The sequence below is a fragment of the Hoeflea sp. genome, from assembly GCF_984452065.1.
In genome coordinates this window covers 3,644-5,284 of the sequence record NZ_CFHWAF010000209.1, presented here as the reverse complement: position 1 = coordinate 5,284, position 1,641 = coordinate 3,644, and the positions used below count along the sequence as shown (strand labels likewise).

Genomic DNA, 1,641 nt, shown 5'->3' with positions numbered 1-1,641 from the left:
AGGCCGCAGCCGCTCAAAAAGGAGACCGCCGGCAAAACAGGAAGGTAGGGTATCAGTCGTTTACCGTTGCCTTTTCCCAAGTCCTCGCCCCGAAAACGTTTCTGGATCCCGGCAGCCGAAGCCAGCGGTCTGTCTTGAGTCTTTTCAAGTATCTTACGTTGGCCCTGCGGGTTGGCAAGTCGGCAGGGGTGTTTTCCTCAAAGAAGCGGTAAGGTTTTACGTCTTTGTCCAAAGCAACCTTCAAGTGCTTTACCTGCCCGGATGTTTGTGGAATGCTTCTAAAAAAGGACCCCGGACGCAAAAGCGCCGGGGAAAGTTGAGGGATACTCTCCCATAGGGAGCTGTGAAGAAACGGGCCCGCTGCTCATCATGCAGCCGGGCCTGTTTCTATTCGTGGTGCAGCATATGGGCTGCCTTAAGTCTCGAGAACAGGCCGCGGTTACGGCAATAGGACGGAGCTTCCTCCGGCTCGGTTTGCTTTGCCAGCCAGTTCTCGCAATCGTCTGCCTTGGCGCAACTCAGGCAGCGCATCGCTGCTCTGCGGTACACCGGTCCGACATTGTCCATGTCTGCAAGATCCTCTTGCAGGCCGAGCTTTCCTGTCATCCGGTTGAACAAATCGGCATGTCGATCGATACGGGATATAAAATCTCGAAATTTCATCGTTTCCCCCGATTTCAGTGCCAGTCGGGCGAATTTTATGCTTCGGCAAACGGTGGTCATTTGATTTATGTCAAACTTTTTTGCGAATTCGGTGGACGGTGGCGGTGAATGCCCAAGGGGCCGTGTGAAGCGGAAACGCTTGAACACTGAAGTTCGTTGGTTTAGAGCATCATCGCCCGATGCTTAACCCTTCGCCGACCTGACTTCCGCAAATTCCAAGCCTTAAGAAAACCGACATGACGATTATCGATACGCGTACACCGGACCCCAAACGATTCATTCCGGGCGCCACCGGCGACTGGGAAGTGATCATCGGCATGGAGGTTCATGCGCAGGTTCTGTCCAACTCCAAGCTGTTTTCCGGCGCGTCCACGGCGTTTGGAAATGCGCCGAACGACAATGTATCGCTGGTCGATGCGGCCATGCCGGGCATGCTGCCTGTGATCAACGAGGAGTGTGTGAGGCAGGCGGTCCGCACCGGGCTGGGCTTGAAGGCGCAGATCAATCACCGCTCGATCTTCGACCGGAAGAACTATTTTTATCCCGATCTGCCGCAGGGCTATCAGATCTCGCAATACAAGGACCCGATCGTCGGCGAAGGCACCATCATCATATCCGTCGGGCCCGACAAAAAGGGCCATTTCGAAGATATCGAGATCGGCATCGAGCGGCTGCATCTGGAGCAGGATGCCGGAAAATCCATGCACGATCAGCACCCGACGATGAGCTATGTCGACCTCAACCGGTCCGGCGTCGCGCTGATGGAGATCGTTTCGAAACCGGATTTGCGTTCTTCCGAGGAGGCAAAGGCCTATCTGACCAAGCTGCGCACCATCCTGCGCTATCTCGGCACGTGCGACGGCAATATGGACGAGGGCTCCATGCGCGCCGATGTCAATGTTTCGGTGCGCCGCGAAGGCGAGGATTTCGGAACGCGCTGCGAGATCAAGAACGTCAACTCGATACGCTTTGTCGGCC

Annotated in this window: 3 protein-coding genes; 2 read left to right on the top strand and 1 reads right to left on the bottom strand. The window is 55.6% G+C overall.

The annotated features are described in order from the left end of the window. Positions 1 to 212: hypothetical protein (locus AC5E6N_RS23160; RefSeq protein ID WP_491750018.1), on the top strand; the 212-nt coding region annotated here is incomplete at its 5' end. 175 nt (positions 213 to 387) lie between these two features. Here AC5E6N_RS23160 and AC5E6N_RS23155 read toward each other — a convergent pair. Beyond that, complete coding sequence (locus AC5E6N_RS23155; protein WP_491750017.1) at positions 388 to 810, bottom strand: DUF6455 family protein; 423 nt, start codon at positions 808 to 810, stop codon at positions 388 to 390. 89 nt (positions 811 to 899) lie between these two features. On the opposite strand from AC5E6N_RS23155, the gene AC5E6N_RS23150 reads away from it, so the two are divergent. Next, positions 900 to 1,641 (top strand): Asp-tRNA(Asn)/Glu-tRNA(Gln) amidotransferase subunit GatB (locus AC5E6N_RS23150; protein WP_491750016.1); only part of this gene is annotated, 742 nt, incomplete at its 3' end.